Source organism: Paenibacillus catalpae (assembly GCF_900112695.1).
In the GTDB taxonomy this organism is placed as follows: Bacteria; Bacillota; Bacilli; order Paenibacillales; family Paenibacillaceae; genus Pristimantibacillus; species Pristimantibacillus catalpae.
Genome location: NZ_FOMT01000001.1, coordinates 123,353 through 144,510 on the forward strand (window position 1 = coordinate 123,353; position 21,158 = coordinate 144,510).

Consider the following 21,158-nt stretch of genomic DNA (forward strand, 5'->3'; position numbering starts at 1 on the left):
CATGTGCAGCTGTCATTATTTCTTTGCGCTGTGTGGTACATTCACGTTTACAGCAGCTTTTGTCCGGTTGCCGGCATAATCGGACGCTTCATAGATCATTGTGTAGACTCTTCCCGATCCCTTGCCCGAACGCTCGGCCCTGAGCTGGATAGAAGTATCAGCTGTCCCTATATTCGCGTTCTGGATATCGTCTGGCTTATCTCCATCTCCTAATCCATTATCCGATTCATTGCTTGTTACAGATATTAGCTTTATTCCGGCCACTCTGGATCCGGTATCCTCAGCGTTTAATTTCAACTCGATAGGGACCAATGCGTGATTTGGTATTGTGAGCACGGTAGTGCTGGCTGAAACGGTCAAAGATGGAGCGGTCTTGTCTATGTTGGAGACAGTTGCTGTTGCCGTGCCGGAGTTGCCATCCTCATCCACAAAGGTGAAGATAAATTCGCCATTCTTATGAAATGTATATTGATTGGATCCTCCGTTGTTCTCAATGGTGACGGGTTTGTTTGTGGCGAGCGTGGCTATTACATCCTTATTCGTTGGAACGGTTTGACTGTACGAGATGGTTGCTTTTAGCGGGACAGGCGCAATGTAGTTCAATTCTGCGTAATCCACGTCGATCCATCCCCAACTCTTGCCGACGGTTAACGTGTGGCTTCCGGCTTCCAGCTCGTACTCGCCAACTACGCCATCCGTCCATGATTGGCTGTTGCTAAAAACATAGTCCGCCAGCTTTCCTCCATTCAGCAGCACGGGATTGGTCTTATCGCCTTGGGCTTTGTAACGTAAAGACAATTGATACGTTCCACTGACGGGCACGTTTAAAGGCACAACCAAGTTGTCGCCTTCGTTATCGAATCCCGTTACGTAACCGTCACCTGAATACCCGCTGTTTTCAGCAGACACATGGAGTCCTGTTAGGGTGCCTTTCTCTGCTTCGAATTTAAAGGAAGTGTATAAGTTACGGGGGAGTTCATCCCGCGTAATAACGTAATCGCTGTTAAACACTTTTTGAATATGGTCAATAGAGTTATACTGTCCGTTGCGAATGAAGTCTCCTGTCCAAGTATTGAAGTAGAGCCAATGTGCTGAATAAGCTTGCAGCTGCTCTGGATCGGGTATGGGACCGTTTTCGGGCAAAGCGACCAGCTTTTTATCCTGCACGAGATTTACTAAGCTGTCGTATTTGGCAATGTTTGGTCCGTAATTGCCTGCCTGGTTGTAGATATCCACGCTTACGATATCGACGACATCATCCCCTGGGTACCAATCCGGGCTTTCGGAGTTCCACACCCAGATCAGGTTGTTCAGGTGATGATAACTGGTAAGCCGGTCATACATAAGTCGATATAGCTGTTTTGTCGGTTCAGGTCCTTTTGCGCCCCACCAGAACCATCCTCCTTCAGCCTCGTGCAGCGGCCTCCAAAGTACGGGGATGTGCGCATCTTGAAGACGCTTCAACTGTACGGCAATCGCATCAATGTCTCTCAGAAGCAGCTGATAATCTTCCGACTCGGGATGTTCAAGCGCATATTGAACGTTAAACGATGTAGCGTCCGTATAAAAACCGCTCCACCATTCTTTGCCCGGAATATCGTACAGCCCTTTAGGGGCATTCCAGTGCCATACGAAGGCGACAATTCCGCCTTCTTTACCCCATTGAATCGCCTTGTCTACCTCTGTAGAAGCGGTACCATGTTCAACACGGGAAGGGGAGTAGTCCATCATGTCCGTAGAGAAGATGGCCGGATATTTACCGGTTTGCTCTTTAATCCACTGCGCATCCTCCAGGGTTTGTTGACCGGAAATAATAGTTTTGCCGTAATGTTCAACCAGGTAACTCATCAGTGCCTTGGTCTCCACGGTCGCATTAGGGTTGACCAGCTTGTTCTCGACGTTATGCTGCTCCCGGGCACCCGTTGCCGAGACCTTGATATAATCGATATTATACCAGCCCCAGCCGGGATTAAACTGAATCGTATTGCTTCCGGCATTGAGCAGGGCTTTACCACCGGATACCTCGGTGTAATTCGCAGATGCCGGAAGGGATATTTCGCTTGTCTGGCCGTTGATCGCTAACTGGGTTTTTTTATCCCCATTGGGAGAGCTGTAACCGATTGCAAGATCGTAAAGTCCGCTAGTGGCTGCGTTATAGGTTAACGTTAACGATCCTGAGCTTTTGAAGGATGCATAACCCGTCCCGGAATAACCCGTGCCAGCCGTATCGATGATTACGTCACCGGTCATTACTCCGTCTTCGGCTTCCATTTTGTCGCTTGCAACGGGCGGGAGAGCAGATTCAATCTTCACGTATTCGATTCCGTAATAACCCCAGCCCCGGTTAAAGGTAATTTCGTTTGCACCGGCGTTCAGCATGATTTTGCTTACCATCTTCTCGTTTGTAACTTTTCCCGCGGGCGGGGCATCCAGAGTGATGCTGCCGACACCGCTCCCATTGACTTCGATGCCGGTATCCTTGGAGCCATAGCCCTCCGGAATGTAGTAGCCAAGAGTTAGCTTAAAGAGACCTGCTTCCGCCGTATTTAGTTTAAATGTGGCTGTTCCAACAGGCTGGCTGGAGCTGGGGTCTTCGTTAAAAAAGAAAGAGATATAGCCATCCCCATCATAAATCGTATCATTGTCTTGAGGATCTGTTAGTTTTTGTACTCCGTAGCCATTAAGAACGGCATCCTTGTAGCTGACGACCAACGAAGTAACAGGCAAATCGGCAGAAGAAGCCGAGACCGGATTTAACTCCATCGATAATAATAAACCTACGAATAGAACCAAACTGAGAAAGCTGGAAGACCATTTTTTCCACGAAACTGCCACATCATCCACCCCTTAAAATAGAATGTTTCCGCCAAATATTTCAAAGGCGCAAGATACGAGTAAACGCTTTCAAACTTGTTCGAAATAATGGAATACATTATGGCATGTAATGCTTATCTGAATGCGCTTTCTTGAATAGCGATTATTAATCTGATGTCCCTCCCTTCTCTTGATGTTCATCATAAATCAGTGGAGAGGCGAGGCAAATACAACGAATTTCGGAGAAAATCATTCGCGAATTATAGATTTAAGAATCCTTGAAGTTTCCAGCGCGTCTCAAGTTCGAATCGGCTGCAGAACATGGTGTACAACACTTGGCTGCTGCGATGAGGTGAGGGGTTTTCGACCGGGTAGGACAGTGTCGTATAAAACGGCGGGCATGCCTCGAGCAAAGTTGAATTCACTGTGATCACGGATACGGATTGTCTTGTTTTCATTACAGTACCTACAATGACTAAGGTATATTGTCCATTCTTGAGCAGGTTGTTTCTCTTCTATAGTAGGATGTAGAATTTCGGTGAAATTAATAGTTAGTGCTTACAGCGCAGGAAATGGAAAAACAGGTCTTTGAAATCATTACATTTGTTTTTTATTAATTGGTAAAGAAATGCTGGTCTTGTAAAAAGATGTACATTGTTTTTTAGTTTATGATTTATTCGGGTTTGAATAAGGGGTTGATAATAATGAAATGCGAAAAAATCTATACTTTTCAAATAAAAAATTACATCGATTAAAAGTAATGATTATTTTAAGATGAGCACAGGTTCAGATCAAAGCCATAAACAACAAATGAGGAGGCAAAGAAATGGTTAGAAAGTCATTCGTTATTATGTTAGCGTTTACAATTCTGTTATACCTTGTACCACGCCCTCATGTATTCGCCGCGCAGCAAGAAGATACGACCTTTGTGAATCCGTTAATATGGGCGGATGTTCCAGATCCCGATGTCATTCGAGTAGGTGATGCCTATTACATGACAAGCACGACGATGCATATGAATCCTGGTGTTCCTATTATGAAATCTTATGATTTGGTCCATTGGGAAATTGTGAACTATGTTTATGACATCCTCGCAGATGAAGACGAGCAAACCTTTCGAAACGGGAAAAACGATTACAGTAAAGGCTCTTGGGCAAGCAGCCTTCGTTATCATGAGGGCAAATATTATATTGCGTTTGCTTCATACAGCACCGGTAAAACTTATATCTATCAAACATCGGATATTGAGCACGGCCCCTGGACACATGCGGAGCTGGATGGTGTCTACCATGACATGTCTCTATTATTTGATGATGATGGACGTGTGTACATGGTTTACGGCGGCGGAGATATTCGGATCATCGAGCTTAACTCCGATGCGACCGCTGTTAAACCGGGCGGGCTAAATAAAGTGCTGATTCCGAATGCAAGCCTGGTTGCAAGCACCGCGGAAAACGTTGGTCTTGCCGCGGAAGGCACGCATATTCAGAAAATTAACGGCTATTATTATGTATTTAATATTACATGGCCCAAAAATGCGCCAAGAACGGAAATCGTACACCGTTCCACTACAATTGACGGCACGTATGAAGGCAGAGTTGCCCTGCAGACAGGAGTCGCGCAAGGAGGCATTGTTGATACGGCAGATGGCAAATGGTATGGCATGCTGTTTCAGGACCACGGTTCGGTTGGTCGGGTTCCCTTCCTTGTTCCGGTGACGTGGGAAAATAATTGGCCGGTATTTGGTGTAGATGGTGCCATCCCTGAAAACATAAAGATTCCCGTAAGCGGTGTCCATTCTAAGAGCCTATTCGTCAGTTCGGATGAATTTTATCCACGGGCGGAGAAATCCGGAGCCTCCCATCATCGACCAACTGATTCAAGCTTAAGCACGGCGAGCACGGTACAAAATTCAACATTGGCAGCAGCACAAGAGACTAGCGAGCTGACGGTTGAAGACGGGCGGGAGCTTCTGGTAAACGGCGATTTCGAAGCCGGACAAGCACCATGGTCTGCCCATGATGATGCAATTGTGACCGTCACGGGAGATGTCTATAACAGCGGATCCCAAAGCCTGCTCATAAGCAATCGCCAAGCGACGGGGGCAGGTGTGCAGCAGATGCTTACCGGAAAGCTCAAAGCCGGAGGCACCTATAAATTCTCGGCAAAAGTAAGATATGACGGAGACGAGACGCTTCCAGCTGCAAAACGGTTTAATTATGATATCCAGGATGGAGACTGGCAGACGATTAAAATACTTGGTTCAGCCATGATTACGAAAGGAGAATGGGGAACCATTGAAGGTACGTATACGATTCCGGTTGATACCACATTTCATGAGCCTCGCATTTTCCTTGAGACCGTATGGACCCCGGAGCAGGATCCCATCCAGGATCGAATGGACTTCCATGTGGATGATATTTCCTTCGTGGACGTGACACCGGATTCGAACCTTCTGAAGAACGGCGGATTTGAATCCGGTCTTGCCCCATGGACCAATCACGATAATGCTGCGGTGGCGGTAACGACAGATGAAGCAAGCAGCGGTACCAGCAGCCTGTTCGTCAGCGGCAGAACGGCTACGGGTGCGGGAGTGCAGCAAGATATTACCGGGAAGGTGAAGCCAGGCGGCGTGTACAAGTTCTCGGCGAAAGTGAAGTATAACGGAGACGAGACGCTTCCTGCGGTCAAGCCATTCAACTTTGATTTCCAGGATGGGGATTGGAGAACGATCAAGGTGCTGGGTTCAGCCACGATTGAGAAAGGGAAATGGGGAACGATTGAAGGAAGCTTCACCGTGCCGGAAGATGCTGCTTTGAATGCACCGCTTATTTTTATCGAGACAGTCTGGACGGCGGAACAAGATCCGGTTAAGGATCTGATGGATTTCTATATCGATGACGTATCTCTCGAAGATGTGACGCCGGCCGGAGGATTGGACAAAGCAGCTAACGGAGAAAACGATTATACCGGCGATAACTTGTCCCTGGTCTGGCAATGGAACCACAATCCGGATAACAACTTTTGGTCCCTTTCCAAACGACCAGGTTATCTTAGACTGACAACGGGTCATAAGAGTACTTCAATGCTTGATGCCCGTAATACGCTTACGCAACGTACTTTTGGTCCGGAGAGCTCGGGCAGCATTGCCATCGATGTCGGTCAAATGAAAAACGGGGATTACGCGGGACTTGGCGCCCTGCAGAAGGACTACGGATTTGTAGGGGTCAAAATGAACGGAAATACGAAATCCATTGTTATGGTGAATGGAAGCTCGGGAACGTCAGAGGAAATCGCCAGTGTTCCGCTAAACCAGAACAGAGTTTACTTAAAAGCGGAGTTCGATTATAAGAATAATACGGATAAAGCTTACTTTTATTATAGTCTGAACGGCAACGAGTGGCATGCGATCGGCAATACGCTGCAAATGAGCTATAAGCTTGATCATTTCATGGGATATCGCTTCGCCTTGTTTCATTATGCGACCAAGTTAACAGGCGGTTATGTTGATTTTGATTATTTCCGTATTGATGACAAACTGACCGGCGAGAACGGTTCAGTTTCCACTCTGAACGCGAGCCTAGAGGACGTATCCAATGTTATTGGCGTTCAAAACATGGAGCTGGAGGTTCCGGTACACCTCGAAGCATTGCCGAAAGGTCCATATTCATCCATTGCGGCATCATTCAACATACCGGAGCATCTTTCTGTTACGGATGTCGTGTTTAACACGGACAATATAATCGGGACACCGGCGTTCACGTATTCGGGCAAGCAGCTGCAGTTGAGCGTATCCGGCAATAACGTGAACTTCACGAATGAGTCCTCGGATCTGTTCGCCACCATTAAACTGAAAGTGGAAGGATTTGTTCCATCGGATCTTACGGAACAAATTCACACGGATTATATAAAAGTTGAAGGCGGAAATATAGCCTATAACGTTCATGAAGCGGTATCGAACATCGGATTGAAGCTATTTGATACCAAAGCACTCGCGAAGATTCCCGGTTACTCGAATCCGCTTATGAGCCATAAGCTTGGAGCCGACCCTTTCGCCATGGTATATGACGGCAGAGTCTACATCTATATGTCCAGCGATGATTTCGAGTATGACAGCAGCGGGAACGTAAAGAACAATTCGTTTAGCAATCTCAATCGCGTATTCGTCATTTCCTCCGCCGACATGGTCAACTGGACCGATCACGGTGCGATTCCGGTAGCTGGGCCAAACGGCATTGCAAATTGGGCAACCTTCTCATGGGCTCCCGCAGCTGCGCATAAGAAGATTAACGGAGTAGATAAGTTTTTCCTATATTTCGCGAACGGAGCAGGCGGTATAGGCGTGCTTACGGCAGATAGCCCGATCGGCCCTTGGACAGATCCGCTTGGCAAGCCGCTTGTATCGGGCAATACGCCCGGTGTTCCTGGTGTTGTGTGGTTGTTTGACCCGGCTGTATTGGTTGATGATGATGGAGCGGGCTACTTGTATTTTGGGGGCGGAATTCCTGGAGACCCTAATCCTTCAGCAGAGCAAATCTCCCATCCCAAAACAGCCCGAGTCATTAAGCTAGGCGATGATATGATCAGCACGGTTGGCTCGGCAGAGACGATCGATGCGCCATACATGTTCGAGGATTCCGGCATTCATAAATTTAACGGCAAATATTACTATACCTATTGCTCGAATTTTGCGGGAACACATCCGGAAGGAACTCCTCCTGCAGGGGAAATTGCATACATGGTAAGTGACAATCCGATGGGGCCTTTTACGTACGTAGGACCCATTCTCAAAAATCCGGGTGTTTTTTTCGGAGTAGGCGGCAATAACCATCATGCCATCTTTGAATTCAATGACGAGTGGTATATTACCTACCATGCTCAAACCGTAAGTAAAGCGATGATTGGAGACGGGAAAGGATATCGTTCTACGCATATCAACAAGGTGGACTTCTATGAGAATGGCCATATCAAAGACATTGGGGCCGATATGAAAGGCGTATCCCAGCTTGCTAATTTGAATCCTTATTTGAGAACAGAAGCAGAAACGATTGCCTGGAACGCAGGTATTGCGACGGAGAAGTCTGAGGCACCAGGCAGTCCTGTTGAATCGGTTAATCTGGATGTTACAAGTGTAAACCAGGGAGATTGGCTTGCGGTAGCAAACGCTGATTTTGGCATGGATGGAGCCGCTGCCTTTGAAGCAAATGTTGCTTCCGCCACGGGGGGCAAAATCGAAATCCGAGTGGACAGTCCGATCGGCGACGTTATTGGCACGCTGGATGTCCAGCCTACAGGCGGCGCGCAGCAATGGAAGATTATGAAGACCGATGTGGCGAATGTGAAAGGCGTTCATCCAATCTTCTTCATATTCAGTGGAGAAGGGGACAGCAATCTATTTAATATCGATTATTGGAAGTTTACTTCAAAGAATCCAACATCCCCGGTTATTCCATTGCAATCGGTCAGCCTAACCGGTGTTCCAGCTTCGATCAAAGTGGACGGTCAAGTAACACTAAATGCAACACTCGCTCCTGCAAATGCAACAAGCCCTGTCTATCAATGGGAAGCAAGCGGTGAGATCAGCATCGTAGGAGCCGGCAACCAAGCAGCCGTTACGATTAAGGGAATAACTGCAGGCTCCGGAACGCTGAAGTTGACGGTTACAGCCGGGGGAGCACAGAAAAATGCCGAAGCAAGCATAACCGTAACGAAGGATAGCGGCGGCGGTAATACAGGAACACCAGGTACAACAACGCCACCGGCGGATCCTGTGGAACCTCCAGCTGTTCCTGCATTTTCTGATCTGCTCGGTTATTCTTGGGCAGAAGAAGCTATTCATGCATTGGCGAGGCAAGGCATCATCAAAGGCACATCCAGTACGACTTTTGAGCCAAGCCGCAGCGTGACCAGGGCTGAATTCATAACGCTGCTGGTCAGAGCGATGGGACTAAAGGCACAAGTAACAGACAATTTCGCCGATGTGCCGGCCAATGCGTATTACTACGAAGCATTGGGCATAGTCAAGCAGCTCGGCATCGCGCTGGGGTCCGGAGAGAATAAATTCCATCCGAATGCTACAATCTCCAGACAAGACATGATGGTGCTTGCGGCACGGGTACTCGAGGTGACGAACGATGAACCATTGGAGGGTAATGCGGCTGATCTGAGCGGTTTCATCGATAAGGATCGTATTGCTGACTATGCAGCCGAATCGTTAGCAGCGTTAGTGAAGAAAGGAATTGTAACGGGAAGCGGGAACGGCAGGATCAATCCGCAAGGTACGACAACTAGAGCCGAAGCGGCCGTTATTATTTATCGCATCTTGAATATGGATGGCCAAGTGCAATAATTTTTGTGATAAATAAAAGGAGCTGTCTCAATAGGGGTTAGCGGCCTGGTTCGTGCATACGTCGATGACAGGTTAATGGCAAACGGAGAATTTAAATGATTCTGGAGAAGCGTTAGCGTTCGCTTTTGTGAGAGGATTCCAACCTAAGAGGGGCATACCATCGTCATTTTAATGACTTATGGGACAGCCCCTTTCTTGTTTGCCGAGAGATCTATAATTCAACAGGTTGTGATCAGTCTTAAGAAAAAGGTATCATACTAAAAAATATATAGAAGAGCAACTGCTGAAGGGGAGGACAATTGCGAACGGTATAAGCAGTGAGGAAGTGGAATATTCCGTATATTTGAATTTGAATAGATAGGGAGGAACTTAGGAGAATTGCAAAAATGCATCTAAGAATAGATCAATAATCAATGAGGATACGTCATTGTTTCGAATAAATAGATATTCTATACTAACTTCAATAAGAGCAATGAAAGCGCTGCCAAAGGGATTAATAGGGAAAAACAATTTCAGCATTTTTACTAGAGGGGAGCGGTAATTCTCAGCCTTAAGCTTTAATTTCTGAATATTAAGAATTATAAAATAATTTACAATAATCAGGTGGTGTAAAACGGTGCGAATTCATTACAGCAAGAGCAGAACTTCATTTATCAAATTTCTATACATACTGCCCTTTATGATCTTACTCGGCATCTTTGCCTACTACCCTCTGTATGGGTGGGTATATGCCTTCTTCGACTATATGCCTCCGATCCCTCTTTCCCAGTCGCCCTTTGTTGGCCTGAAATGGTTTCGTTCTTTGGTCGAAAACCAGGTGAAGATCGATCAGCTTCTTCAGATTATTAAAAACACGTTTGGCATGAGCGGCTTGAATCTGCTATTCTCCTGGCTTCCGATGATCTTTGCCATATTCCTGACGGAGATTAAGGCGGTCCGATTCCGGAAGTTTATACAGACGGTGACGACCCTTCCGAACTTTATCAGCTGGGTATTGGTTTATTCATTGGCGTTTTCCATGTTCTCGAGTGAAGGGATCATTAATGGCCTCTTGAAGATGCTTGGATTTACCGATTCGCCTGTATTGTTCCTTCAAAACTCCGACCACGTTTGGCTTACGATGTGGATGTGGTCGACTTGGAAAGCATTAGGCTGGTCCGCCATTTTGTATATTGCGGCAATTATGGGGATCGATGATTCGCTTTATGAAGCCGCGCATGTTGACGGTGCGACGCGGATGCAGATTATTTGGTATGTTGTATTGCCAAGCATGATCCCGACTTACTTTGTTTTATTAATGCTGCAAATTGCGAGCTTCTTGAATAATGGCTTGGAGCAATATTTCGTGTTTCAGAATGCTTTTAACAAAGATACGATACAGGTTTTGGACTTATATGTATACAACCTGGCAATGGGAGGCGGCAGTTATTCCGTTTCCGTCGCGATCAGTATGCTGAAGAGCTTGATTAGCGTGGTGCTGCTCTTTTCCGTGAACAAATTATCCAAATTGCTGAGAGGAGAGAGCATCGTATGAGTAAAGTGAAAGTACAGACCAGCGCAACCGACAAAATGATTTCTGTCTTGATCTATACGATGTTCTCCCTGTTTGCTCTTATATGCGTTTATCCCTTTTACTCCATTATCATTAACACTATCAGCGCGAACGATATCAGTGCCAGAGGCGACGTTGTATTTTTCCCGAAGCAGATTCATTTCCAGAACTATCTGGATGTGTTTAAAATACCGGGACTATGGGACGCTGCTGTAATATCTCTGGGCAGAACTTTAATAGGCACAACCTTGACGGTGGGTGCATCCGCTTTTCTGGGCTTTATGTTTACCCAGGAGGATATGTGGGGCAGAAGATTTTGGTACCGGTTTACGGTTATTACGATGTTTTTTAATGCCGGAGTTATTCCATGGTATTTGACGATGAAATCTCTGCATCTGACCAATAACTTTCTGGCTTATATCCTGCCTACAATCGTAGCCCCATTTTTTATCATTCTAGTAAAGACCTTTGTAGAATCGACCCCAAAGGAATTGCAGCAGGCGGCAAGTATTGACGGGGCCGGGATTATGACTCTCTTTTTCAGAATTATGCTGCCTATCAGCAAGCCTATACTAGCAACCGTTGCTATATTCTCGGCCGTTGATCAGTGGAATGCCTTTCAGGATACGCTGCTTTTGGTTACGGACAGCAAGCTTTATAGCTTGCAGTTCATACTTTATAACTACATTAATCAGGCAAGCTCATTATCTACCATGGTCAACCTGCAAAATGCCGGTTCAACCGCCATGGCAAGCTTGTCGACCAAGCAGACCACGACTTCTATTCGCATGACCGTCACCATTATTGTTGTGGCACCGATTTTGCTGGTTTATCCAATATTCCAAAGGTTCTTCGTAAAGGGAGTTATGATCGGTGCAGTAAAAGGTTAACTTGAGCCATTATAATACATGAAATGATTCGGGGGGATGTAAATGAGCAACAGCAATAAAGCATTCAAAAAATGGACGTTGTTATCGGTTACGGGTATCTTCTTATTGTCGACAGCATTAGCAGGGTGTCAAAACGCTTCCAATCAATCGCCAAGTACATCATCAGAGCCTAGTAATGAGGCAGGCACATCCCAGTCCGGCAAAGGAATCGATCACAGCAAGCCGCTTACCATTACCGTCTATAACAATGCGGCCAATTATCAGGGAGAGCAGACAGGGTGGTATGGAAAGCTCATCAAGGATAAGTTCAATATCACGTTGAATATTCTTGCTCCTCAGGTTGCCGGCGATCAATTGTACAAGACAAGAACCGCAGCCGGAAATTTAGGTGACCTCCTGATTATCGATAATGACCAGCTGGAAGAATTAATTCCGGCAGGGCTGGTTATGGATATCACGGACAAGTTGAAAAATACGCAATACCTGTCCAAATATGTGGACAATCATTTCAAGCCGTTTAATGCTGCCTTTGATAAGGTAAACCCGGATGGAAAAATTTATGCCATGCCGACTTTTGAAGCGGATACTTCTCCAACAACATTCTCGGAAGAAATCCCTTACTCCAGCCCGATAATGCCTTGGGATTATTACAAGGGAGTTGGAGCTCCCAAGCTCAATAATCTGACAGACCTTCTAAATGTATTAAAGGAAATGCAAAAGAAATATCCTGCCACGCCAGACGGCAAAAAAATTGTTCCGATTACCTTGTGGAAAGATTGGGATGGCGGAAGCATGGAAAATGTACGCTGGCTCAGCAACTGGTACGGCTATGAGCAGCCGGACGGAACGACAACCATTCAATTAAATGCAAAAGGTGATATCGTTCCGCTCATTGACGATAACAGCATGTACAAAAAGATATTGCAATTCTATTTCACCGCTAATCAGATGGGGCTTGTAGATCCCGACTCTGCCTCGCAGGATTGGAACAAGGTCTCGGAAAAGCTGACCAATAAGCAGGTTCTTCTCTTGTGGTACTCCTGGCAGAGAGGTTTCTACAACTCCATTGAAAGAGGCAAAAACGGCGATGGCAATGTGGCCGTTCCGATTGCCGACACTCGTATCATTCAGAGCAGCGATGCTTATTACGGGAATGGCAGGGTATTCGCCCTTGGTTCAAAGGCGAAGGAGCCTGAAAGAATTATGGAATTCCTTGATTGGATGGTTTCGCCTGAAGGACTTCGTTATTATACAAATGGATTTGAAGGCTTCAATTACGAAAAGACCGCAGATGGCAAGTTCAAGCTTACCGAAATCGGACAAACCGCCTTCCAGAAAAACACGCCGGTTCCGGATGAGTACGGCGGCGGCGGCTACCAGGATGGACAAAGCAAGATTAACAGTATGATTATGAGCGATTTTGTCGTCGATCCGGATACAGGGGAATTTTATAACAGCACTTATTGGAGCTCAACCATCGAGGCAAACAAGACGGCACTCACTACAGACTGGCAGAATACCTATAGCGCAACAAATGCAACCGAGTATTACATGAAAAACAATATGATTGATATCGTGCCGAATATCAATACAAGTCTTGGAAGTGATTCGTCGGACATTAAAAACAAACGCAGCCAGATTTCGGATTACGTTAAGAATACATCCTGGAAGATGGTATTCGCGAAGAGCCAAGCAGAATTCGATCAATTATGGACAAAGATGAAGAGCGACGTAGTAGGACTCGGTTGGAATGATGTTGTTGCAGCCGATACGGAGAAAGCTCAAAAAATCGTAAAAATGCGTGCCGATGCAACAGCCAGCAAGTAAAAACAGAATTTTATAAAGGTTGAGGGGTATGTATGAGTATCACATATCCCTCTGATTATTAGGAAGGGAGTAATGAAGCATGCTTAGAGTTGTAAAAGTGGAAAACGGGACGGTACAAGGGCTCCCGGCAGCCGATCCCCGGATTACAAGTTTCAAAGGTATTCCTTTTGCCGCTCCTCCCGTAGGAGAGAACCGCTGGCGTGCCCCGCAGCCGGCCGAGAATTGGGATGGCGTGCTGAAAGCGTATGAATATTCGCCGATTCCGCTGCAGGTCAGACAGGAACTCGACGATAACAATATTTATACGCGGGAATGGGCCGTGGAACCGGACATTGCCATGGATGAGGATTGTCTTTACCTAAACGTGTGGACGCCGGCTAACCGTGAGGATGAGAAGCTGCCGGTGTACGTATGGTACTTCGGCGGCGGCCTGCAGGTTGGTCATCCTTCCGAAATGGAATTTGATGGCGAACGCATTGCCAGAAGAGGTATCGTGGTTGTTACCATCAACTATCGGTTGAATGCATTCGGATTTCTATGCCATCCTGAAATTACGGAAGAAGCGCCGGAAGCGCCTGCGAATTTCGGTCATCTGGATCAGCAGGCCGCAACAAGATGGGTTAAACGTAATATTGCGGCTTTCGGCGGTGATCCGGACAACATAACCATTGGAGGACAATCTGCCGGCGGCGGCAGTGTCATGAACCAGCTCACTTCACCACAAAACAATGGCCTCTTTCAAAGAGCGATCGTTCAGAGCGGATTATTTACGAAGCTTTACCCGAGTACACGCGCACCAAAGTTTCTGCGCGATTTAGAAGAAGCCGAGCAGGAGGGTATTCAATTCTTCGACTTTCTCGGTGTTTCCTCGCTTGCCGAAGCCCGGAAACTTGATGCGGTGTATGTACGGAACAAGATGGTGGAATATCAAGCGTTCTGGGGCACCGTCGTAGATCATAAGTTCAGTGTAGGCAACGCGTTCGAGCTTTTCCTGCAAAACAAGCGCTGGCTGGTGCCCGTCATGTTTGGCCATACGTCGTCCGAGTTTTTCAGCATTCCCGAGGCTGCTACGTTGGAAGAGGTCCATGCTATGGCCGTCGAGTTGTTTGGTGATCATGCCAATGCATTTCTGGAGCTATGCGGATATTCGTCAGGCAGCCTTGAAGAGGTCAAGAAAAAAGCTTCGGTAAGCGGAATCGAATATGCCATCCGGATTGCAGGTCAGGCTAATGCCGACACCGGAGCCAATATTCCGCTCTACTATTACAATTTCGATGCGGAAATTCCAGGGTGGGATAATCCTGGGACGTTCCATTCGGTCGATCTTTGGTTCTTCTTCGAAACCCTCGCCAAATGCTGGAGGCCGTTCGTCGGTAAGCATTACGACTTAGCCCGCCAAATGTGCAATTACTGGGCGAACTTTATCCGTGACGGAGATCCGAATGGTAAAGATTCCACGGGAGAGGATTTGCCGCATTGGGAGCCCTATACGCCGAATGCACCGTACGGCATGAGGTTTGCGGATCAAGCCGAGTTTTTCAGGGAACAGCCTAATGACATGATGAAATTCCTCGTGAAGCAATATTTCAAGGAGAATCGGTTAGTTTCGAAATCATGACAGGCGTGTCCCGAACCTCTTCTAAAGGGTCGGTATGTCTTTGAAATTTCCGTGGCGAATAACCGGTTGCTTGTTTGAATTGCCGGCAGAAATGTTCCACATTTTGATACCCGCACCGATAAGCAACTTCGGTAATGGTTTGAGAGCCATGAAACAAATATTCTTTGGCTAGTCGAATTCGGCTGCTTATAACATCTTCTATGCAGGAAATACCAAAGGTTTTTTTGTAAATAGTCTGCAGATAGCCCGGGCTGATCCGGAGGGAATCCGCCATTTTCGGCACCGTCCAGTGATCACCCGGGTTGCTCTGAATGGCTGCCCGCAGTTTTAATAAATCGTAGTATTGCGTCGTAAAGCCATCATGGAAATAGGACTCCAACAGCTTGTTGAATAACGTATGGAGTAGACAATCAATGGAGGATTTCTTGTAATCCCGGTTAAAGTTATGCTCGATAACCAGCAGCTCGAACAGCTTGTGGCAATAGTCCGGATCATCCAATGCAAATGGAATGCCAAATGGAAGCGAAGTTTTTGAGACGAACGGCTCATCCGACTCAAATCGTATCCAGTTATTTATATATTTCTCGGCGCAGGCCTGATAGTATATTTTCTGATGGGCTTGGTAGAGGATAGCGCTGTGGGGAGGGTATTTCTTGAGTTCACCATTGACCCAGAATTGAGCAGGGGTCTTGGTAATGACCAGAAGCCAGCATTGATGGCCTTGGGGAATATCAAATATAAAATTGCCAGCATGCGTAGCATCGCTTTCCACATAGTAAATATGGTTCATCCTATCTCTCCTTTCTAAATAACATGATAGCAGAATCAAAAATTGTATGTAACTATGTAGTGTGTTGGCCAAACGGCAGAAATTCCGTTTGGTTTTTTTGCCGTTTACCGACTCCGGACAAAAAGCCGCTGTGTTGGTTATTGAATTATGGATATAATAGAATGACTGCCTTGGTAGGCATTTATTCATATAGAACATAGGAGGATTACATGTCCTGGAGCAAATTGAAGCAACAACTGGAGAGTTTTCTCTGTCCTGCATTAATTGGGAGGTTCGAATACCGCGCAACCAGCTATCGTTATTTACCCGACAAAGCAGGACTTTGTTATATTGCGGTAGACAAAAAGAACGTACTCAATATGAGTGATGCGACTACATCTATTAGATGGTATCAGACGGAGATGGAAATTAAGAATGATTCAAATATCCAAATTCCTATTAGCAGTGAAGAAATGGAAACGATCAGAAAAGATACGAAAGGGCTAGTTCCGGAGGATCGTCTAAAAGTAATGGCAAGAGGGAGAAAACTATCCGAACTTGCAAAGGAGCTTTTATCAGCACAGTCAGCATTAAGCAAATCAAACTTTACGGTTGAAGCTAACAAGTTTCTAGCCCTTTCTATAGAGGAAAGTTTAGAGAGCAAGGATATCTTATTAAATATTCTGGCATTGGTGGACAGACGAGTTGGGAAAAAGCGGATTTTAAACATGGGCGAGAGGATAAAGTTAAAGCATCCCATTGTGCAGTATTTTTATGAACTACGGCTTAGCACGTTTTGAAATTAATGAGTTTCTGTAAGCCTCCCTTTTCCGGGAGGTTTTTTTCGTTGCGGCGACTATATGAGTGAAGCGCTTTATATTTTTTTCGATTGGAATATTAAACCGCTTAAAAGATGACATTCTTTCAAATAAAGCGCATACAATTTACAAAATTAAACCGGTTTAACATGCAGCGGAGGTGAGCGGTCGGGTCTTAACGGCAGCTAAGAATCGGCTTAAAGGCAAGAACAAAGGAAAGAGCAGTCGAAACTAGCAAAGTTCATGAATGGAGGGGTCAATGTTGAGGATACAGAGGAAGCTTCTGGTCGTTCTGTTAGTCATCTTTTCCATTATCGCTGCAGGGTGTACGAATAACAATAATTCGCCTGCGCCGTCAAACGAGGCCGGGAAGCCAAGCAACGAGAATAAGTCGGCGGACAAGGAAGAAGACAAGGGCGGGGGCGGCACGGGCACGGCAGCGGCTAAGGAAGCCCCCATGCTCGCCAAGCTCGCAGCAGACGGCACTCTCCCCCCGCTGGCGGAACGGCTGCCGGTCCAGGCAGACGTCATGGTGGAGCCCGTGGTCGACGAAATCGGACGGTACGGCGGCGATTGGACCATGGCTTGGACGGGCCCGGGCGACAAGTGGTCCGTCGGGCAGCCGACGGAGGAGGCGCTTTTCCGTTTCAACAAGGACGGCAGCGGCGTCGAGCCGAACGTAGCCAAAAGCTATGAGGTCAATGAAGATTCGACCGAGTTCACCATTCATCTCAGGGAAGGGATGAAATGGTCCGACGGCAAGCCGTTTACGGCGGATGACGTACTTTTTTATTGGGAGCACATGCTGACGAAGGAAACTTTCGGCAAGGCGATCTACGATGCCTATTACTCGGTTGATCCGGTTACGGGCGATAAAGCGCTCGCCACGGTTACGAAGGTGGACGATTATACGTTCAAGGTTGTTCACAAGTACCCGAGCGTACAGTTTCTCGAACGGGTCGCGATTGACAACAAGTGGTTTTTCGCGCCGGCTCATTTCCACGAGACGATCCTGCCCGAGCTTGTCGGCGAGGACAAAGCGCTGGAGATCGCCAAACAGTGGGGCTTCGAGGATACGAACGCGTTCCTGAAGGAAACCGGTTATTATTACTGGCTTTATCCGCAAATCCCAACGCTCCGGCCATGGGTGGCCAAGAACGATCCGAACGGCGATCAGTTCATCATGGAGCGTAACCCTTATTATTGGAAAACGGACCCTGAAGGCAATCAGCTGCCTTATATGGACCGGATCGTTGCGACGAAGATCCAGGATCCAAGCCAACGGGTTCTCGGTACGCTGGCGGGCGACTTTAACTTATCCACGTTTGGGGCGCAGGATTTCACGGTGCTGAAGGAAAACGAGAAGAAGGGCGACTACCGCGTCATCACTTGGCAGCAGCCGGCTTGGATGACCTCCGGCATCCAGCTTAACCAAACCATCGACGACCCTAACCTTCGCAAGTTATTCCAGGATATCCGATTCAGGGAAGCGCTCTCCCTCGGGGTTAACCGTACCGAGATTACGGAGATCGTGACGAACGGCATCGCCGATCCGATTCAGGCTTCCGTCCAGGAAGGGCTCGTCGGCTACCAGGAAGGTTGGGCGGATCAATGGTCGGGCTTCGATCCCGACCGGGCGAACGCGCTGCTCGATGAGATTGGACTAACCAAGCGCGACAAGAATAACTTCCGGCTGTTCCCCGACGGCTCGGACGTAACTCTCACCATTATGGACTCTTCGGAGGAAAGCGCCAATTACACGGAGCTCCTCAAGAAATATTACGAGGATATGGGCATTAAGACGAACGTTAAGCTTGTCGACCAGGCTACGCTGCAGGAGCTGAAGTATTCGAATCAGGTGCCGGTGAGCATCGAGAATATTTCGGTCGTAAACGTCGCATACCGTCCAGATGCGCTGGTGCCGCTTCGAGTTCTGACTCCGTGGTATGGGCTATACGGTTTGTATGTTTCGTCGGGAGGCAAGGAGGGCATAAAGCCGGAGGGTGACGTCGCCAAAATTCTCGAGTATTGGGATCAGATCAAGGCTGCCGGAACGACCGAAGAGATTAACCGGCTAGGCGACGAGATCGTTAAGCTGCATATGAAAAACCAATGGGTGATCGGTTATGCCGGCCCAACGCCGACCTTGATCGCGGCATCGAACAAGATGGGCAACATTCCCGAAGATCTGATCTGGGCCGACGAGTTCCGTTCGCTTGGAGCGGCTCACCCCGCGCAGTTCTATTTGAAGCCGTAACCTTTGTTAGCATGCGTGCCGCAAGGGGAGAGCGGAAGCTCCCCCTTGCATCGGCGTGTTTATTCTGAAGACATTCGCACTGTGCTGAATGGTCATGGGGAGGATTACAGGTGCTACAGTACACGTTGAAGCGTATTTTGCTGGCCATCCCGGTCGTGTTTTTCATATCCGTCATTGTGTTCTACATTATACAGCTGCCGCCCGGCGATTACGTCTCCAATTACGCGGCAGAAATGTCCGTAGCCGGGGAGGGATTCACGCAGGAAGACATGGCTGCAATGCGGGCGGATTTGGGACTCGACCGTCCCGTTTACGAGCAGTACTTCATTTGGGTCCAGGACATCGTATTGCACGGAGACTTTGGCTTCTCCTTTAACTATAACAAGCCTGTGCTGGCCGTCATTGAGCAATATATGGGCCTGACGCTGACCGTGTCCCTGGTCACAATGGCTTTCCAATATCTTGTGGCGATTCCGATCGGCATCTACTGCGCGGTCAAGCAATATTCGATTGGCGATTATTTCTTTTCGGGGCTGAGCTTTCTCGGAATGGCGACGCCGCATTTTCTGATGGCGGTCATTCTAATGTTTCTCTCCTACACCTGGTTCGGCGACCCGCTGCTCGGTCTGTTCTCCGCCGAATACGTGAATGCGCCGTGGTCGATGGACAAAGCAATCGATCTGGCAAAGCATATGGTCATTCCCGTCATCGTCATCGGGCTGTCCGGGACGGCGGATTTGATTCGCGTGATGCGGGGCCAGATGCTGGATGAGCTGAATAAGCCCAACGTCGTTACGGCAAGGGCGAAAGGTTTATCGGAGAGGAAAATATTGTTCAAGTATCCGACGCGAGCGGCGCTGAACCCCATCGTCAGCACGTTCGGCTGGTCGCTTACGTCGATCTTCACCGGGTCTACGATTACGGCGATCGTCCTTAATTTGCCGATTCAAGGGCCGGTCATGTTCAATGCCTTGCTGGGGCAGGACATGTATCTGGCAGGGACCTGGCTGCTGTTCATGGCTCTGCTCACCGTGCTCGGAACATTGATCTCAGATATATTGCTTGCGTGGCTGGACCCAAAAATCCGTACAGAATTCAGGGGAACGTAGATGATGAGACCATTCGGAAGACGACAATCCGCTGCCGCTGAGCCGGCCATTGATAAGGATTTGAACTACAGCTCGCAATGGCGCCTCATGTACGTAAGGTTCAAGAAGCACAAGCTCGCACGGGTCAGCCTGGTCGTGCTGGCGCTCCTGTACGCAAGTGCGTTGTTCGCCCAATTTCTAGCCCCTTACGGGCTGGAAAACTACGATAGCAAATACGTGAACGCGCCGCCCATGAAGCTGCGATTCGTCGATGCGGAAGGGAAGTTCCATATCCGTCCGTTCGTTTACGGGCTGAAGTCGGGGCGTGATCCGGAGACGATGCGCAAAATGTTCACGTCCGACACGGACAAGAAGTATCCGCTGCAAATTTTCGTCAAGGGGGAGAAGTACAAGTTTCTTGGCCTCATTCCTTCTTCCACGCATTTGATCGGCGTCGAGGAGCCAGGCCGCCTCTTTCTGCTCGGCACGGACTCGCTTGGACGGGACTTATTTTCCCGCATTTTGCTGGGAAGCCAGGTATCGTTAAGCATTCCTTTGGTGGGGGTCGGCATCAGCTTCGTATTAGGCTTGATCATCGGCGGCGCGTCAGGCTATTTCGGAGGCTGGCTGGACGCCGTCATTCAACGGGTTATCGAAATTATCCGTTCCTTCCCGACGCTGCCGTTATGGATGGCATTGTCCGCTGCGATTCCTCCGCGCATTCCGGTCGTCCGGATGTATTTCTACATCGTTATCATCTTCGCGTTCATCGAATGGACGGGGCTGGCGAGGGTTGTACGAGGCAAGTTTATATCTCTCAAAAACGAAGATTACGTCGTTGCCGCCAAAATCGCGGGTGTCAGCGACTCGAAAATTATCGTCAAGCATTTGCTGCCCGGCTTCATCAGCTACCTGGTCGTTGCCACAACGCTGGCGATTCCCGGCATGATTCTTGCCGAGACGGCCATGAGCTTCCTCGGCCTAGGCATTCGTTCTCCCGCCACCAGCTGGGGCGTGCTGCTGCAGGAAGCTCAGAAAATCGATAATATCGCTTTGTATCCATGGAAAATCATTCCGCTCGGCACGGTCATACTCACCGTCTTAACGTTCAACTTTTTGGGAGACGGCTTACGCGATGCGGCGGATCCGTACAAACGGTAAGCAAAAAATTAAGGT

At 47.8% G+C, this 21,158-nt stretch carries 11 protein-coding genes; 9 read left to right on the plus strand and 2 right to left on the minus strand.

The features are described 5' to 3' along the window. Nucleotides 1-15 precede the first annotated feature (15 nt). A complete protein-coding gene (locus tag BM200_RS00425; protein ID WP_245772835.1) occupies nt 16-2,835 on the minus strand; it encodes a glycosyl hydrolase in 2,820 nt (939 codons plus the stop codon). Between the two features lie 805 nt (nt 2,836-3,640). On the opposite strand from BM200_RS00425, the gene BM200_RS30250 reads away from it, so the two are divergent. From BM200_RS30250 to BM200_RS00450, 5 genes are all read left to right on the plus strand, one after another. Further along, the gene (locus tag BM200_RS30250) at nt 3,641-9,163 is read left to right on the plus strand and encodes a family 43 glycosylhydrolase (protein WP_091180069.1); all 5,523 of its coding nucleotides are present in this window, start codon (nt 3,641-3,643) and stop codon (nt 9,161-9,163) included. 616 nt (nt 9,164-9,779) lie between these two features. Further along, the gene (locus BM200_RS00435) at nt 9,780-10,697 is read left to right on the plus strand and encodes an ABC transporter permease subunit (protein WP_091180071.1); all 918 of its coding nucleotides are present in this window, start codon (nt 9,780-9,782) and stop codon (nt 10,695-10,697) included. After that, nucleotides 10,694-11,605: a carbohydrate ABC transporter permease gene (locus BM200_RS00440; RefSeq protein WP_091180074.1), complete on the plus strand. Its 912-nt coding sequence runs from the start codon at nt 10,694-10,696 to the stop codon at nt 11,603-11,605. The genes BM200_RS00435 and BM200_RS00440 overlap by 4 nt, the downstream gene beginning before the upstream one ends. Nucleotides 11,606-11,647: 42 nt before the next feature. Continuing rightward, a complete protein-coding gene (locus BM200_RS00445) occupies nt 11,648-13,432 on the plus strand; it encodes a type 2 periplasmic-binding domain-containing protein (RefSeq protein ID WP_091180076.1) in 1,785 nt (594 codons plus the stop codon). Nucleotides 13,433-13,511: 79 nt separating this feature from the next. Further along, complete coding sequence (locus BM200_RS00450; protein WP_091180078.1) at nt 13,512-15,050, plus strand: carboxylesterase/lipase family protein; 1,539 nt, start codon at nt 13,512-13,514, stop codon at nt 15,048-15,050. Here the strand turns inward: BM200_RS00450 and BM200_RS00455 are convergent. Next, on the minus strand, nt 15,019-15,840 hold the full coding sequence (locus tag BM200_RS00455; protein WP_091180081.1) for a helix-turn-helix transcriptional regulator: 822 nt from the start codon (nt 15,838-15,840) through the stop codon (nt 15,019-15,021). The genes BM200_RS00450 and BM200_RS00455 overlap by 32 nt on opposite strands. Before the next feature lie 209 nt (nt 15,841-16,049). Between BM200_RS00455 and BM200_RS00460 the strand changes: the two genes are divergently transcribed. The 4 genes from BM200_RS00460 to BM200_RS00475 all read left to right on the plus strand — a co-directional run bounded on the left by BM200_RS00460 (nt 16,050) and on the right by BM200_RS00475 (nt 21,143). After that, nucleotides 16,050-16,619, plus strand: coding sequence for an SF0329 family protein (locus tag BM200_RS00460; RefSeq protein ID WP_091180083.1), 570 nt, complete (start codon nt 16,050-16,052; stop codon nt 16,617-16,619). A 277-nt stretch (nt 16,620-16,896) separates the two neighbouring features. After that, nucleotides 16,897-18,894: an ABC transporter substrate-binding protein gene (locus BM200_RS00465; RefSeq protein WP_245772836.1), complete on the plus strand. Its 1,998-nt coding sequence runs from the start codon at nt 16,897-16,899 to the stop codon at nt 18,892-18,894. A 110-nt stretch (nt 18,895-19,004) separates the two neighbouring features. Continuing rightward, a complete protein-coding gene (locus BM200_RS00470; RefSeq protein ID WP_091180086.1) occupies nt 19,005-20,003 on the plus strand; it encodes an ABC transporter permease in 999 nt (332 codons plus the stop codon). Then, on the plus strand, nt 20,004-21,143 hold the full coding sequence (locus BM200_RS00475; protein WP_091180088.1) for an ABC transporter permease: 1,140 nt from the start codon (nt 20,004-20,006) through the stop codon (nt 21,141-21,143). Nucleotides 21,144-21,158: the final 15 nt, after the last annotated feature.